The organism is Sphingobacterium allocomposti (assembly GCF_008124885.1).
Taxonomy (GTDB): Bacteria; Bacteroidota; Bacteroidia; order Sphingobacteriales; family Sphingobacteriaceae; genus Sphingobacterium; species Sphingobacterium allocomposti.
In genome coordinates this window covers 1-14,538 of record NZ_VNHX01000031.1, presented here as the reverse complement: position 1 = coordinate 14,538, position 14,538 = coordinate 1, and the positions used below count along the sequence as shown (strand labels likewise).

The following is a 14,538-nucleotide window of genomic DNA, read 5'->3' as shown; positions in this document are numbered from 1 at the left end:
AGCACTGCGCTGGGACATCTGTCTGTGGCAGCAAGTATATTTTTAACTTTGATTTTTTGACCTTGACTTTAAATACCGCTATACAGCTCCTTACGCCTCAGTATTGGGAAGATTATGAACTCATCGACTGCGGTGATTTTGAAAAGCTTGAACGCTTCGGCGAGATGGTTCTTATCCGTCCGGAACCACAGGCCGTCTGGCCCAAAACGTTAACAGAAGCCGATTGGACGAAGAAGCACCATATCCGCTTCAAGGGGCGGTCCGCTACTTCGGGAGATTGGATAAAGAAGAACCCCAAGATGCCCGATCGTTGGCATATTTCGTATGCAAATCGGGATGTAAGAATCGGTTTTCGGTTGGGGTTGACTTCGTTCAAACATGTGGGGATCTTTCCGGAGCAGGCCGTCAACTGGGACTATATAACGGAATCGGTAAAAGCCTTCAAGACGCCTCAGCCAAAGGTGTTGAACCTTTTTGCGTACACGGGCGGAGCGTCGCTCGTAGCCAAGGCTGCGGGTGCGGATACCACACACGTCGATTCCATTAAACAGGTGGTAACATGGGCCAACGAAAATCAGGAGCTGTCGGGACTGGATAATATCCGGTGGGTCGTGGAAGACGCGCTTAAATTCGTCAAAAGAGAATTAAAGCGGGGCAATAAATACAACGGTATTATTTTGGATCCGCCGGCGTACGGACACGGGCCAAAAGGAGAAAAGTGGAAATTGGAAGATCATATTATGGAGATGATGCGGGATGTGGTGCAGCTGCTGGATCCGGAAGAGCATTTTCTGATATTGAACACCTATTCCTTAGGATTCTCTTCTGTTATTGTCGAGAACCTGATAAGGACCGCTTTTCCGGTCGTTCAGAACCTTGAAATCGGCGAGCTGTATCTACAGGCAACGGCGGGGACAAAGCTTCCGCTGGGTGTCTTTGGCAAGTTCCGGAAGCTTAAGAAATAATAGTAGCCCGCGTTCGATTCTTATTTGAGCGCACAAAGAACTGGCGGACACTATTACTAGAGCGTGCATCATAACCAACACTATCCTTAGTGTGAAGCGGATCGTCACGAAGGATCCTAGGATAAAAGGGAGTCTCAGACTCCCTGTTTATAGACCGATCCGTAGAGACGGCTTCGCTAACGCTACGCTAATACCGATAAGCCTACTCGAAAGGGCCTTACTTGGCATTGCTATTAAATTTCTGAGCCCATAATACCTATAGATTCTTAGGCCGTGGTCATTATTCGAATACGATCGTTTTATTCCCCTGGAGCATAACGCGGTCTTCGGTTAGCAGCTGAATGGCGTGACTTAGTACAGCCTTTTCAATCTCTTTACCTGCCGTCACCAGGTTCGGCACATCGTAGCTATGGTTTATCGACTTCGTCCGTTGAACGATGATAGGACCCTCATCAAGATCATTGGTAACGTAGTGCGCTGTGGCGCCGATTATTTTTACCCCACGTTTGTAAGCTTGACGATAAGGATTTGCACCAATGAATGCGGGTAAAAAGGAATGGTGTATATTGATCAGCTTATTGGCGAATAGGGCAACAAACTTCGGAGAAAGGATACGCATAAATTTGGCCAGCACAATATAATCGGGCTGATAAACCGAAATCTGTTCAGCCAGCTCCTCTTCAAAGGCTTCCCGTGTTTTGTTTTCGTGAGAGATGTGGTGGTAGGGAATGTCGAATTTCTCCGTGAAATCTTTGAGACAATCATAGTTACCGATTACTGCCATGACGTCGGCGTTTAACGTCTTGAAGAAGTGCCGAACCAAAATATCCGCCAGACAGTGATGTTCTTTGGTTACGAGTACGACGAGCTTTTTTTGACGGGCGGGATTTATTTTGACGAACGCTTGGGGCGGTAAGTGTGTTAACAGCTCTTGCTGAAGTAAGGAGGCTTCGGCCGGAAGGCCGCTACAGACCACGCGCAGAAAAAATTTGCGGTTTTCTTCATCAACATATTCCCGCATTGTGACGATATTGAGCTGATGCTTAGCGATAACGCGGGCTATGACAGCCACAAGCCCTACAGCGTCCTGACATTGGATAAGAATTAAGGTTTGGTTGTGCATGGTCGGTTTATGTTTTAAAAAAGCGTCTATAACAAGATGGATATCAGTGTCATTGCGAGTTAGCGAGGTAGTCCGGCGATACGAGAAACGCAGATTGATTGGCTTCGTCGCTGCCTTTGGCGGTTGTCACGCTTCCTCGCAATGACGCTTTTTTTTTGATAGTCAAAATTTTTAGACAGCTGCTGCTGCTTTCGCAAGTTCTTCTTCCAAGTCGACTTCTATACGAAGGTTCTCGACGATGTGGCGTTGCCGCTCGGGTGTGTTTTTTCCCATGTAATATTCCATCAATTGCGGGAGTTTGTTTTCCTTGGATAGGATAACCGGATCAAGGCGGATGTCTTTACCGATAAAAAGGCCGAATTCTGAAGGTGATATTTCCCCCAGTCCTTTAAATCGTGTTATCTCGGGTTTTCCACCCAGCTTGGCAATGGCGCGTTGTCTTTCCTCGTCCGAGTAACAGTAAATGGTCTCTTTCTTATTGCGCACGCGGAACAGGGGCGTCTGTAGAATAGAGACATGGCCTGCCTTGACCAGGTCGGGAAAGAACTGTAGGAAGAATGTCAGCAGGAGCAACCGGATGTGCATGCCATCCACGTCGGCATCGGTGGCTATAACGATGTTGTTGTAGCGCAGTCCATCCAGTCCGTCTTCGATGTTTAAAGCATGCTGAAGCAAGTTAAACTCTTCGTTTTCATAAACGATTTTCTTCGACATGCCATACGAGTTAAGCGGTTTTCCTTTTAAACTGAATACCGCCTGTGTCTGAACGTCTCTGGACTTCGTGATGGATCCGCTGGCAGAGTCTCCCTCGGTGATAAACAATGTTGTCTCCTGATTGCGTTCGTTTTTGTCGGTATAATGTATTTTACAGTCGCGCAGCTTACGGTTGTGTAAAGAAGCCTTTTTTGCCCGCTCATTCGCCAGCTTTTTGATGCCGGCTATATCTTTCCGTTCGCGTTCCGATTGCAAGATACGTTTCAGCAGGGCGTCTGCTGTCTCGGGATTTTTGTGAAGATAGTCGTCCAACGATTTCTTAACGAAGTCGTTGATGAACGTACGCACCGTCGGCCCGTCAGGACCGATGCTCTGCGAGCCGAGTTTGGTTTTCGTCTGCGATTCAAAAACAGGTTCCTGTACTTTGATGGCTATTGCACCGATGATGGAAGATCGTATATCTGACGCATCGTATTCCTTTTTATAGAACTCCCGTACGGTTTTGACGACGGCTTCCCGGAAGGCGGCCTGATGTGTTCCTCCTTGTGTGGTGTGCTGCCCGTTCACAAACGAATAATACTCCTCACCATACTGCTGGCCGTGCGTCAATGCTATCTCAATATCCTCACCTTTCAGGTGGATAATCGGATAACGCATGGATTCGGTATCGATGTTCCGCTCGAGAAGGTCCTTTAGCCCGTTTTCGGATATGTATTTCTGTCCGTTGAAATTTATGGTTAGTCCCGAGTTTAAGAACACGTAGTTCCAGATCATGTTTTCCACAAATTCCATACGGAATTTATAGTTACGGAAAATGCTGTCATCTGGATAAAAGCTTATTGCGGTGCCGTTCCGCTGTGACGTTTCTTTTTGTTCGTCGCTCACAAGCTCTCCACGGCTGAACTGCGCAATGCGGGTAACTCCCTGCCGGTACGACTGAACGGTAAACTGGCTGGATAAAGCGTTGACAGCTTTGGTACCAACGCCGTTTAGACCTACAGACTTCTGAAATGCCTTGCTGTCGTATTTACCCCCCGTATTGATTTTCGAAACGACGTCTACCACAGAGCCAATGGGGATACCCCTTCCATAGTCCCGTACCGAAACGCGGTTGTCATGTACGGTGATGTCGATGGTTTTCCCTGCCCCCATGACGAATTCATCAATAGAGTTGTCGACAATCTCTTTTAATAACACATATATTCCATCATCGTAGGCGGCCCCATCGCCTAGCTTCCCAATGTACATACCGGGGCGTAAGCGGATGTGTTCTTTCCAGTCTAATGAACGTATACTGTCTTCGTTATATGTCGTCATACGGTTTTTTAAATAGATTTCGTTTGTTAACAAAAATATAAAAAAACCGGTTGATTGAAGAATTGCATAGGAGATTTGAAATACGCTGTCAAGCAGAAACACTATCCTTCGCGTGAAGCGAGCGTCACTAAGGGGCTTAGATAAAAAAGGAGTCTGAGACTCTCTAAAAAACAAATTATGTAAATTAGCATGATGAGTGACCGAGGTTATTCGATAAGAGATCAATATGCCATCCATTTTATCACTTTTGCAGTGGTGCAATGGATTGACGTGTTTACCAGGAAAGAATATACAGATATTGTCGTAGACAGCCTCAGATTTTGCCAGCTCAACAAAGGTCTAAGAATACATGCCTGGTGTATTATGAGCAATCATGTGCATTTGATTTTATCAACCCAGGAGCCTTATCGTCTGTCAGATACTTTACGCGATTTTAAAAGATACACCTCTGTGGCCATTATTAAAGCAATAAGTGAAAATCCAAGAGAAAGCCGAAAAAGATGGATGTTATGGATATTTAAAAAGGCTGGTGAAGACAATAATAGAAATAGAGAATTTCAGTTTTGGCAACAAGGTAACCATCCCATTCAATGCGATTCGAATGCAATTATAGATTCGAGGATAAAGTATCTGCATGAAAATCCAGTAAGAGCGGGGATTGTAAGGAAGGCAGAGGAATATATTTACTCATCAGCCCTCGACTACTATACCGGAGAATCGGGGTTGATTAAAATAGATTTTATATAAGACTGTTCATGTAAGCAAAAGGGAGTCTAAGACTCCTGTTTATGGTTCTATCCGTAGAGACCGCTTCGCTGACTCTACGGACAGGATGGGCTTCGACGAGCTCAGCCTGACAGTGTCATCATGACCTGTCGAACGATAGACAATGGATAGATACCGCTTCGCTGACTCTACGGACAGGATGGGCTTCGACGAGCTCAGCCTGACAGTGTCATCATGACCTGTCGAACGATAGACAATGGTAGATACCACTCCACTGACTCTACGACAGGATGGAGGAGACGGCTGATCCGTGGATAAATACGACACTATCCTTAGTGTGAAGCGGAGCGTCACTAAGGATCTTCGGATAAAAGGGAGTCTGAGACTCCTGTTTATGGTTCTATCTGTAGAGGCCGCTTCGCTGACTCTACCTTGGATACGAAACAGGCTGCCTATCAAGACAGCCTGTTTATTTGTATAATCCATCGTGCTCTATCTGCCGAAGTCGTCCTGTACGCGGACAATATCGCTCTCGTCAGAAGGATTTTCGGCATCGGTATGCTGCCAGATTTCAGCGACGACGCCATATCCGTCCAGACCGATCAGGCGGTGTCGCTCGCCCTGCGATAGGCGGATAAATTCGCCTTCTTTCAACCTCTTAAGTTCGTTTTCTACGTCGGTGGCGCTGGTTACTACGCCCACTTCACCCTGTGTAACGCGCCATATTTCTGCGCGGCGGTGGTGGTACTGCCACGAAAGACGCTTATGTGGGGCAACAATCAGGATCTTCGGACTCAATTTTCCCGAGATGCGTAATCCTTGTACATCCAATCCATCAAAATACTGGTCTGCAAATTTCTGCGCCTGATCTTCGTTGATGACGAAGAAGCCTCCCCATGGTCTGGTTTGGTCTACATTGTCAATTTCGAAGCCCTGTGCTTTCAACTTTTCTTCAATCTGGCTGAATAGTTCGCCTTTATCAATATGTTCTGCCATAGTCTACGTTATTTTTGTCGTGAAGTTAGCGTTTTCTTTAAAATACGCCAAAAAAACCTTGCCGAAAGCGCGTCGTATTTATAAACCTGCCTATAATTGGGTTTTGCCCGAGAGATATTGTTATCTTTGTATTCTATATAACGAAGAGGAAGATTCATGGTAAAACCAATAGTTGACGATAAAAATCTGGCCTTTATGCAGGCTGTTTCGTTCGTCAATCAAACCAATCAACATTTGTTTTTAACCGGTAAGGCAGGCACGGGAAAGACGACTTTTCTAAAGTATATCCGTGAAAACTGCCATAAGAAGATGGCTATCACCGCTCCTACCGGAGTTGCAGCGATGAATGCTGGAGGAACCACCTTACACGCTTTGTTCTGGTTGCCCTTTGGTACGTTCATCGAAGACTATCCGCTGAAGTGGGACGAACAGGACAGCCACATTTATAACAAAAGCCGGCTGTTTTCGACGATTAAGCTTACCAAGCAGCGTCGGGCAATTTTGCAGGAATTAGAGCTGTTGGTTATTGATGAGGTTTCCATGGTGCGGGCCGATACGTTAGATGCTATAGACGTTATTTTAAAATCTGTCCGCCGCGATATGCGTCCATTCGGGGGCGTTCAGATGTTGTTTATCGGCGATCTATACCAGCTTCCTCCCGTTGTTCGGGAGCAGGAGTGGCAGGTGCTCCGCGACCACTACAGCAGCCCTTTCTTCTTCGATGCCAAAGTTCTCCGTGAGCACCCTCCGGTGTTGCTGGAGCTCAACAAGATATACCGTCAGAATGATGCCGATTTTATCGGGCTGCTCAATAATATCCGGAATAACAAGTGTACGCAGGCCGACCTGGACACGCTGAATGCGCACTATAGGGAGGGATTCTCAGCTCCTGAAGGCGAGCAATATATAACGCTGACCTCCCATAACAAGCTGGCAGACGCCATCAATCAGAATGAGCTGGCGCGGTTGCCTGGCGTCATGCACAACGTGCGTGCCGTCGTGAAGGACGAATTTCAACAATCGTCTTTTCCGGCCGAAGAAGTATTGCCCCTGAAGACTGGTGCCCAGGTGATGTTTATTAAAAATGATAGCGGGGAGGATAGGAAGTACTTCAACGGGAAGATCGGTGTTGTCAAAGAGCTAAATTTAGATCGGCATCAGGTAGTGGTAGGGTTTCCGGATGGCTCAGAAGATGTTGTTGTGCGAAGAGAGACGTGGGAAAATATACGCTACAAGTATAATAAGGGCGAAGATAAGATCGAAGAGGAGGTTCTGGGTACCTTTTCGCAGTTTCCGTTGCGGTTGGCGTGGGCGATTACTATCCACAAGAGTCAGGGGCTCACCTTTGATAAAGCGATTATCGATGCGGGAACATCTTTTGCCGCGGGGCAGGTTTATGTTGCCCTGAGTAGGCTCACCGGACTCGGCGGACTGGTTCTACGGTCGAAAATTCCGTTGCATGCCATCCGGACAGATTTTCAGGTGGTAGACTTTATGAACCGCATGGCTTCTGCGGATGAGACGTCGAAAATTCTGGAACGCTGCCAGCGGCAATACCTTGGCCAGATTCTGCTGCAAAGTTTCCGCTGGAATTCGTTGGTCGAGCAGGTAGATGAGTTAAAAGAGGCGTTTGTAAAACGGAATATCGAAGGCAAGGAGAAAGCTTCCGATTTTATACACGGCCTGTCTGAGGTACTTCGCGAGCAGGAAAAGGTCGGAAATAAATTTATCACCCAGTTGTATGTACTTTTGCAGGACAAGGAGCAGCTGGACTACCAGAAGATCTGCGAGCGGACAAAATCGGCCGTCAACTGGTTCCTGCCTCAGTTTAACGATAGAGTGCTACTCCCAACGCAGGATCATCTGGATGAGTGGAAGGTAAAAAAGCGGACCAAGAAATATGTCGATGAGCTACGTTCGTTGCTGCTGGACTTCCGCCGCAAAAAGGATCAGCTTTCACATTGTCTTACCATAGCCGATATCCTTACCAGGGAGGGAGATCTTTCTGAAGCGGTTCACTTAGTAGGTCAGCAGGAGAAAGCCAAGGACAACGGTATTAAAGAAGCAGACGACGATAATGCAACCAAGGACACGAAAGCTATTTCTCTGGATATGTTTTTAGATGGGCTGGGGATCGACGAGATCGCCAAGAAGAGAGATATGGTTGTCGGCACGATTTACGGACATCTTATCCACTATGTCGGTACCGAAGTGGAGGCCACCGATCTGATAGCACCGGATAAGTTGGATAAGGTGCTGCAGGTTATCCGTGACAATCCCGGAAAGTCATCTTCAGAATTGAAAGTTCTTTTAGGGTCCGATTTCGACTATCCTGATATTAAAATAGGGCAGCGCGTGATGGAACTGGAGGAATCTTAGTCCGCATCACGGACGCTCCGCAGGGCGTGCACGGATGGCTTGTGGAGAGTCCGTGCATTTTTTACACATAAAATCCTATCTTTGAATCCTTTTATATTGGTGCCAATGAAAAAGAATGGGGGAGGCAATCAAAAAAATAAGTGGCTCGTCTTTACGTCTATGCCCATACAGATGGGCATAACCATTTATCTTTTCTATCGGTTGGGAGCGTGGCTCGACAGATATTATGCCGTGAGCGGACAGTGGTGGATGAAGGGGCTGACGATGTTGGGGGTGGCGGTGTCCATGTATCAGTTTATAAAACAAGTCAATTATCTAAATAAAAATGAGTAGGTACCTGAAAATATGGCTGCTGTTGTTGTTGGCTGGAGGGATTGGTTACGGTCTGCATTTTGGCGTGTTACGAATGACGGGGTTGGATGCACTGTGGCAGCAGACGACCTATACACTGACCGGCTTATATGTGTTTGGAGGTATAGCTTCGCTGATCGTTAGCCTGCTTCTATGTGCGGCAGATTTTGCATTAAAAAAATACATCAGTTTTGTATTTCTGGCGTGCGTCTTGCTCAAAGCAATAGCTTCGTATGTTTTTATCCGGGAAGGGCTAAACGTGTTTGCAAACGACTTCCTGGAATTGAATTTTTTAGTGTCCTTTTTTATCTTTTTATTGTACGATGTTTACGTAGCGTATCTGCTTGTAAATCAAGAGGTAAGGGGTGTTGAAAAGTAATTTCATAAAAAGTTCTAACAAATGTTAATAAATGCCAAATAAAGTTGTATTTTTGCGCAAAATTTTTTATCATTCAATAGTAAGTCGAAAATGGTGAGTCTTAAAAGAACACTTTTGTTATTTGCAGTAGTCTTATTTGCTGTTGCCCCCTTTACCCTTGTTGCTGCTGAGGATGGTCATGCGGAAGCGCCCAAATCTCAGGCCGAGGAAATTCAAGAGTATAGTCAGCATCACTTACAGGACGATCATTATTTTTCGTTGTTTACAGATAAGAATGCCGGGAAGCATTACGGCTTTCCACTGCCGGTTATCTTAATTGATAACGGTTTGAAAGTGTTTTCTTCTGCTGAATTTCACCACGGGGAGGCTGTTGTTGAAAAAGATGGTCAGCACTATGTGCTGTATCATGGAAAGATCTATAAAACGGGGGCCGACGGTACGCTGACTTATGACGAACACCATCATCCTACCAACGAGAAGCCTTTGGATTTTTCGATAACGAAGAATGTTGTAGGGCTGCTTCTGGCGACATTATTACTCTTCTGGGGATTCTTAAGTTTAGCCAAGACATACAAAAAGGGGCCGAACGCCCTTCCTACTGGATTAGGACGTGTATTAGAGCCTTTGGTTCTTTATGTGCGCGACGAGATGGCCATTCCAAACATCGGGCACCGTTACAAAGAGTTTATGCCGTACCTGCTGTCTGTTTTCTTTTTGATTTTTGTATTAAACCTATTGGGTTTGACACCCCTCGGTTTTAATGTGACAGGTAACATCACAGTAACGTTATGCCTTGCGCTGTTCACGTTTATCATCACCAATGTTAAGGGAAATAAAGACTATTGGAAACATATTTTTTGGATGCCGGGTGTTCCCGTTCCATTCAAATTTGTGCTAGCGCCAATCGAGGTGTTAGGTATGTTTACGAAGCCGTTTTCGTTGATGTTGAGGTTGTTTGCGAACATCACGGCGGGCCACTCCGTAGTAATGGGGCTGATTGCTATTGTGTACTTATTTCAGCAGCAATTGACAGTTCCCGGTAGTATAGGTGTTTCACTCGTGTTAACGTTAATACTCACCTTTTTGGAGCTGTTGGTCGCATTTTTACAGGCGTTTATCTTTACCATGCTTTCTTCCTTGTTCATCGGGATGGCTGTCGAAGAGCACGCGCATCATTAATTCGAATTTTTTGTCAAATTTTATAAATTAATCACTATGTACAATTTAATTGGAGCAGGTTTAATCGTAATCGGTGCAGGTTTAGGTTTAGGTAAAATCGGTGGTTCTGCAATGGAAGCTATCGCACGTCAGCCAGAAGCCGCATCTAAAATTCAAACTGCGATGATCATCATTGGTGCCCTAGTAGAAGGTTTAGCATTCGGTGCTTTAATCCTAGGTAAATAATCCAATGTACCGTACAAAGCACCCTTTGCAACGGTTGGTTGCAAGCGGTGCTTTTTGATGGAACAAAGTAACATTTCATATTATTATAGACTACATAGACAATGGATGCATTAATTAATCAGTTTTCGTACGGCTTGTTCTTCTGGCAACTTATCATTTTATTGATTGTTATCTTTATATTGGGTAAGTTCGCATGGAAGCCTATTGTAAATGCGTTGGAGGAAAGGGAAAAAGGTATTTCTGATGCACTGGCTTCGGCGGAAAAAGCTAAGCTGGAGATGGCCCGGTTAACCAACGAAAACGAGCAGTTGTTGAAGGAAGCGCGTGCTGAGCGTGACGAGATCTTAAAAGAAGCAAAAGTGTTGAAAGATAAAATCGTCGCAGATGCTAAGCATGAGGCTCAGGAGTCTAGTCAGAAGATTTTGGAGCAGGCCAAGCGCGAGATAGAGGATCAGAAAAATAAGGCTCTTGCCGAGGTGAAGAATCAGGTTTCCTCTCTCTCTTTAGACATTGCGCGTAAGGTGTTGACGAAAGAGTTCGAGGATCAAGGAAAGCAGGATGCTTTTGTGGCCGACCTTTTGAAGGATGTCAAATTGAATTAGTGGTCAGTTATCAGTAGTCAGTGGTCAGCGATCTTTCCTGCGAACTGCACACTTTTTTGACTTTTTTAGTTTTTACTTTTTAACCGAGCTTTAGCGAGCTCATCAAAGATAATTTAATACAATGTCAATCTATACAGTCGCATCCAGATACGCAAAGTCACTTCTTGGGCTTTCGCAGGAGCAGGGCAATGTGGACGCTGTAAAAGCCGATATAGAGCAGATTATTGCTGTTATTCAAGCCAATTCGCAATTGCAGACAGTTCTGAAGAATCCAATCATCAGCGCGGACAAAAAATATGCAATTTTGACAGCACTGTTTGACGGGAAGGTTAATCCATTGATCTTATCTTTCTTTTCTATTTTGGTAAAGAAGGGCCGTGGAGATCTTCTGTTAGACATCGCACAGGAGTTCATCCGCGAATACAACGAGGCGAAAGGAATCGTTAAAGCGACTGTGGTATCTGCGACGGCATTGTCTGAGAACAACCTAAACAACCTTGCTTCGAAAATCGCGAACGAGATCAACGCGCAGGTGGTATTGACCAATACGGTCGACCCCTCGTTAATCGGAGGATTTGTGGTACGTATAGGCGACAGGCAGGTCGATGCGAGTATCGCAGGAAAGCTGAATAAACTAGAGAAGTTTTTTGTAAATCAAGGTGTATAATACCTTGATGTTGGATGGTAAATAAAATCAAAAACCCCTTATAATAATAACAATGATAGAGGTAAGACCAGATGAAGTTTCGGCGATTCTAAGAGAGCAATTGTCGGGCTTTAAATCAGAAGCCGAACTCGAGGAAGTGGGTACCGTACTCACCGTGGGTGACGGTATTGCTCGTATTTACGGCTTAACTAAAGTTCAGTCCGGTGAGTTGGTTGAATTTGATAACGGTTTGGAAGGTATTGTATTAAACCTGGAAGAAGACAACGTCGGTGTCGTTCTTTTGGGCCCTTCAGACGAGATTAAAGAAGGAGATACTGCCAAACGCACAAATCGTATTGCTTCGATTAAAGTGGGTGAAGGTATGTTGGGGCGTGTAGTGAATACACTTGGCCAACCTATCGACGGTAAGGGACCTATCGCAGGCGAAACCTATGAAATGCCTATTGAACGTAAGGCTCCAGGGGTAATTTATCGTCAGCCGGTAACTGAACCATTACAAACAGGTATTAAGGCTATCGATGCGATGATTCCTGTGGGACGTGGTCAACGTGAGTTGGTTATTGGTGACCGCCAGACCGGTAAAACAGCGGTTTGTATTGATACGATATTAAATCAGAAAGAATTTTACGATGCAGGCGAGCCTGTCTTCTGTATATATGTAGCTGTAGGACAGAAAAACTCGACGGTGGCGAACATCGTCCGCGTTCTGGAGGAGAAAGGTGCTCTGCCATATACCGTTGTTGTTGCCGCGTCTGCTTCAGAGCCAGCACCAATGCAGTTCTATGCGCCAATGGCGGGAGCTGCTATCGGTGAGTTCTTCCGCGATACAGGACGCCCTGCACTTATTGTGTATGACGACTTATCTAAGCAAGCTGTCGCCTATCGTGAGGTGTCATTGTTATTGCGTCGTCCTCCTGGCCGTGAGGCTTACCCTGGAGACGTGTTCTATCTGCACTCACGCTTGTTAGAGCGCGCAGCTAAAATTAACGCATCCGACGAGATCGCCCGCAATATGAACGACTTGCCAGCGTCTATTAAACACCTGGTAAAGGGAGGCGGTTCATTGACAGCCCTTCCGATTATCGAGACGCAAGCCGGAGACGTTTCCGCTTATATTCCTACGAACGTGATTTCCATCACCGACGGACAGATCTTCTTGGAGTCAAACCTATTCAACGCAGGTATCCGTCCCGCAATCAACGTCGGTATTTCGGTATCCCGCGTTGGTGGTAACGCACAGATTAAGTCAATGAAGAAAGTATCGGGTACGTTAAAATTGGATCAGGCTCAGTTCCGCGAGCTGGAAGCTTTCGCAAAATTCGGTTCGGATTTGGACGCTGCTACCAAAGCGGTACTCGATAAAGGTGTACGTAACGTGGAGATCCTGAAACAAGGTCAATATTCGCCGGTACCGGTAGAGAAGCAGGTTGCTATCATTTACGCAGGTACCAAAGGCTTACTACGTGCTGTTCCTGTCAATAAAGTGCGTCAGTTTGAGGAAGAATATCTGACACAATTGGAAGCTCGTCATCCAGAGGTGCTGGCAGCATTAAAAGCCGGCAAATTTAGCGACGAGTTGACAGATGTGTTGGAAAAAGTAGCTAAAGAGATCGCAGCAAAATATTAATCAGATGTGAGATGATAGATTTGAGATTTGAGATGTCTTTGATAGATTTCTTAAATCTCATGTCTCAGATCTCCTATCTCCAATCTTAAATATGGCAAATTTAAAAGAAGTAAGAAACCGGATCAGCTCGGTTACGTCGACGCAGCAAATTACCAAGGCGATGAAGATGGTTGCTGCGGCTAAATTGAAGCGGGCGACAAATGCTATTGTACAACTACGTCCCTATGCCAATAAGCTAAGAGATATTTTAGCTCAAGTTTCTGCTTCTGTTGAAGGAAGCGATTCTCCTTATACACAAGATCGTGTACCGACAAAGGTCTTGATCATCGTATTAACATCAAACAGGGGGCTGGCTGGAGCATTTAATGCGAATGCTATAAAAACGGCGAACAACCTGATTTTTAGCAAATACGCCGAACAACATGCCCGCGGCAATTTAAGTATTCTCGCAATAGGTAAACGCGGACATGATTTCTTTCAGAGAAGAGGCTTCCAGGTGGTTGGCAACCATAACGAGCTGTATAGTGATCTGAATTTCCTTAACGTGTCAAAGGTTGCCGAATTCGTGATGGAAGAATTCAAGTCGGGTAATATAGATAGGGTCGAGGTAGTCTACAACCAGTTCCGCAACGCGGCGATGCAGGTGTTGACATCGGAGCAACTTTTACCGTTGCTTCCGGCAGAGCAGGATGCAACAGCGGCAACCTCGGAAGTTGATTATATCATCGAACCTTCCAAAGAGAAGATTATTGAGGAATTGATCCCCAAAGCTATTAAGACCCAGCTGTATAAGGCAGTTTTAGATTCTAACGCTTCGGAACACGGCGCGCGGATGACAGCAATGGATAAGGCTACCGAGAACGCCGGTGATTTGTTAAGATCATTGAAGTTATCGTATAACCAGGCCCGCCAGGCTGCTATCACGACGGAGTTAACCGAGATCGTGTCAGGCGCGGCAGCACTGTCAAACGGCTAAGTATTTTCTGGCCGGTGATCCACGGAAGCGGCTAGCTCCCACGGGGGACACGTCTTCCACAAGGGATAAACGATTTCGTCATAACATTCTCCGGAACACGGAGAAATAACTAAAAAAGAAGGCGTCTAAAAAGGGCGCCTTCTTTAGTTTTATTATGGGCTTGTGGTCTGTAATGGTTTTAGGAGATTAGCCTAGGCCGCCAGCGGTTGATATGGGCAATTTATCCATGACTGGTCATAAAATAAGCGGATTATTGTATTTAGGTTCGTCGTTTGGTCCGGAGAAAGTTGTTTCAGGAGTTTTTTCGACCAT

At 45.6% G+C, this 14,538-nt stretch carries 14 protein-coding genes; 11 read left to right on the top strand and 3 right to left on the bottom strand.

What is annotated here, in order from left to right:
• Window positions 1–56: 56 nt before the first annotated feature.
• Entirely contained in the window at window positions 57–965 is a 909-nt protein-coding gene (locus tag BC792_RS17085) for a class I SAM-dependent methyltransferase (RefSeq protein ID WP_425262457.1), read from the top strand.
• A 280-nt stretch (window positions 966–1,245) separates the two neighbouring features.
• Here BC792_RS17085 and purU read toward each other — a convergent pair whose 3' ends face one another.
• Window positions 1,246–2,088 carry a formyltetrahydrofolate deformylase gene (gene purU, locus BC792_RS17080; protein WP_148910235.1) on the bottom strand — a complete coding sequence of 281 codons (843 nt, stop codon included), beginning with the start codon at window positions 2,086–2,088 and terminating at the stop codon, window positions 1,246–1,248.
• A gap of 171 nt (window positions 2,089–2,259) precedes the next feature.
• Entirely contained in the window at window positions 2,260–4,119 is a 1,860-nt protein-coding gene (locus tag BC792_RS17075; RefSeq protein ID WP_148910234.1) for a DNA topoisomerase IV subunit B, read from the bottom strand.
• 189 nt (window positions 4,120–4,308) lie between these two features.
• On the opposite strand from BC792_RS17075, the gene BC792_RS17070 reads away from it, so the two are divergent.
• Window positions 4,309–4,866, top strand: coding sequence for an REP-associated tyrosine transposase (locus BC792_RS17070; protein ID WP_246155173.1), 558 nt, complete (start codon window positions 4,309–4,311; stop codon window positions 4,864–4,866).
• 471 nt (window positions 4,867–5,337) lie between these two features.
• On the opposite strand, the gene BC792_RS17065 is transcribed toward BC792_RS17070, so the two are convergent.
• Window positions 5,338–5,841 carry a cupin domain-containing protein gene (locus tag BC792_RS17065; protein ID WP_148910233.1) on the bottom strand — a complete coding sequence of 168 codons (504 nt, stop codon included), beginning with the start codon at window positions 5,839–5,841 and terminating at the stop codon, window positions 5,338–5,340.
• A 156-nt stretch (window positions 5,842–5,997) separates the two neighbouring features.
• Between BC792_RS17065 and BC792_RS18765 the strand changes: the two genes are divergently transcribed.
• The 9 genes from BC792_RS18765 to atpG all read left to right on the top strand — a co-directional run bounded on the left by BC792_RS18765 (window position 5,998) and on the right by atpG (window position 14,226).
• Window positions 5,998–8,220 carry a helix-turn-helix domain-containing protein gene (locus BC792_RS18765; protein WP_148910232.1) on the top strand — a complete coding sequence of 741 codons (2,223 nt, stop codon included), beginning with the start codon at window positions 5,998–6,000 and terminating at the stop codon, window positions 8,218–8,220.
• 105 nt (window positions 8,221–8,325) lie between these two features.
• Complete coding sequence (locus BC792_RS17055; protein WP_148910231.1) at window positions 8,326–8,553, top strand: AtpZ/AtpI family protein; 228 nt, start codon at window positions 8,326–8,328, stop codon at window positions 8,551–8,553.
• Window positions 8,546–8,950, top strand: coding sequence for a hypothetical protein (locus BC792_RS17050; RefSeq protein WP_148910230.1), 405 nt, complete (start codon window positions 8,546–8,548; stop codon window positions 8,948–8,950). Before BC792_RS17055 ends, BC792_RS17050 begins: the two co-directional genes overlap by 8 nt.
• Window positions 8,951–9,064: 114 nt before the next feature.
• Window positions 9,065–10,129 carry a F0F1 ATP synthase subunit A gene (atpB, locus tag BC792_RS17045; protein ID WP_246155171.1) on the top strand — a complete coding sequence of 355 codons (1,065 nt, stop codon included), beginning with the start codon at window positions 9,065–9,067 and terminating at the stop codon, window positions 10,127–10,129.
• Window positions 10,130–10,165: 36 nt separating this feature from the next.
• The gene (gene atpE / locus BC792_RS17040) at window positions 10,166–10,354 is read left to right on the top strand and encodes an ATP synthase F0 subunit C (protein WP_028070619.1); all 189 of its coding nucleotides are present in this window, start codon (window positions 10,166–10,168) and stop codon (window positions 10,352–10,354) included.
• Window positions 10,355–10,455: 101 nt separating this feature from the next.
• Window positions 10,456–10,956: a F0F1 ATP synthase subunit B gene (locus tag BC792_RS17035; RefSeq protein ID WP_148910228.1), complete on the top strand. Its 501-nt coding sequence runs from the start codon at window positions 10,456–10,458 to the stop codon at window positions 10,954–10,956.
• Between the two features lie 121 nt (window positions 10,957–11,077).
• The gene (locus BC792_RS17030) at window positions 11,078–11,623 is read left to right on the top strand and encodes a F0F1 ATP synthase subunit delta (protein ID WP_148910227.1); all 546 of its coding nucleotides are present in this window, start codon (window positions 11,078–11,080) and stop codon (window positions 11,621–11,623) included.
• A gap of 52 nt (window positions 11,624–11,675) precedes the next feature.
• Window positions 11,676–13,250, top strand: coding sequence for a F0F1 ATP synthase subunit alpha (atpA, locus tag BC792_RS17025; RefSeq protein WP_148910226.1), 1,575 nt, complete (start codon window positions 11,676–11,678; stop codon window positions 13,248–13,250).
• A 91-nt stretch (window positions 13,251–13,341) separates the two neighbouring features.
• Window positions 13,342–14,226, top strand: a complete 885-nt coding sequence (gene atpG, locus BC792_RS17020) for an ATP synthase F1 subunit gamma (RefSeq protein WP_148910225.1) — start codon at window positions 13,342–13,344, stop codon at window positions 14,224–14,226.
• Window positions 14,227–14,538 lie beyond the last annotated feature (312 nt).

Excerpts from the sequence above, each read along its gene's own strand:
- BC792_RS17030 (WP_148910227.1), top strand. The coding sequence starts at position 11,078 with ATGTCAATCTATACAGTCGCATCCAGATACGCAAAGTCACTTCTTGGG.
- purU (WP_148910235.1), bottom strand. The coding sequence starts at position 2,088 with ATGCACAACCAAACCTTAATTCTTATCCAATGTCAGGACGCTGTAGGG.
- BC792_RS17035 (WP_148910228.1), top strand. The coding sequence starts at position 10,456 with ATGGATGCATTAATTAATCAGTTTTCGTACGGCTTGTTCTTCTGGCAA.
- BC792_RS17065 (WP_148910233.1), bottom strand. The coding sequence starts at position 5,841 with ATGGCAGAACATATTGATAAAGGCGAACTATTCAGCCAGATTGAAGAA.
- atpA (WP_148910226.1), top strand. The coding sequence starts at position 11,676 with ATGATAGAGGTAAGACCAGATGAAGTTTCGGCGATTCTAAGAGAGCAA.
- atpE (WP_028070619.1), top strand. The coding sequence starts at position 10,166 with ATGTACAATTTAATTGGAGCAGGTTTAATCGTAATCGGTGCAGGTTTA.
- BC792_RS17055 (WP_148910231.1), top strand. The coding sequence starts at position 8,326 with ATGAAAAAGAATGGGGGAGGCAATCAAAAAAATAAGTGGCTCGTCTTT.
- BC792_RS18765 (WP_148910232.1), top strand. The coding sequence starts at position 5,998 with ATGGTAAAACCAATAGTTGACGATAAAAATCTGGCCTTTATGCAGGCT.
- BC792_RS17075 (WP_148910234.1), bottom strand. The coding sequence starts at position 4,119 with ATGACGACATATAACGAAGACAGTATACGTTCATTAGACTGGAAAGAA.
- BC792_RS17050 (WP_148910230.1), top strand. The coding sequence starts at position 8,546 with ATGAGTAGGTACCTGAAAATATGGCTGCTGTTGTTGTTGGCTGGAGGG.
- BC792_RS17070 (WP_246155173.1), top strand. The coding sequence starts at position 4,309 with ATGATGAGTGACCGAGGTTATTCGATAAGAGATCAATATGCCATCCAT.
- atpG (WP_148910225.1), top strand. The coding sequence starts at position 13,342 with ATGGCAAATTTAAAAGAAGTAAGAAACCGGATCAGCTCGGTTACGTCG.